1 protein-coding gene and 1 pseudogene are annotated in these 555 nt (G+C 48.5%); both read left to right on the forward strand.

The genetic code is table 11. From position 1 onward, the window contains the following. The coding region (locus tag R8N49_RS29525; protein ID WP_318190747.1) for a glycosyltransferase family 4 protein at nucleotides 1-422 on the forward strand (422 nt) is incomplete at its 5' end. Between the two features lie 10 nt (nucleotides 423-432). Then, nucleotides 433-555, forward strand: a pseudogene (locus R8N49_RS29530) (glycosyltransferase family 1 protein); the annotation flags it as partial.

The raw sequence follows: 555 nt of genomic DNA on the forward strand, positions 1-555 counted from the left end.
TCGGAGAACAGACCAATCCAGGCGCTTGGATGTCGGGCAATGCTGACGCTTTCATTAGCGGCGCATACGAAGAGGCTTTTGGTCTAGTCGTAGGAGAAGCGGCATTAGCAAAACTGCCAATCGTAGCACCTAAAACTGGCGGTATTCCCGAATTGTTCGAGCACAACCATAGCGCCCTTCTTTATCCAAACCAGGGCATGGCGGGACTGCTGAATGCGATTCAATTGGTCATGCAAGATGCCGACTTGCGAGAAAAACTGGCTGAAAATGCCTACCTACATGCTAGCCAAAACTTGACCACGACCGCTTCCGTCAAAGCGATTGAAGCAATTTATGAAACCGAGCTGGAAAACAAAACTGTTGTACCGATGCCAATGGCGCAGTGCATGAAACCCCTTTCCCGCTGGTTGAGCATCAACTGAGGAACAGATCATGAAACGTGTATTGATGTTCGATGCGATTCCAATGCAAGGCGGCTCAAAAATCGCAAATGCAGAGCTACTCAAACAGTGCAATAAGCTCAACGTTGTTGGTTATTTGGTGACAACAAAGCCC

It is taken from the genome of Vibrio sp. 1978 (assembly GCF_033344345.1).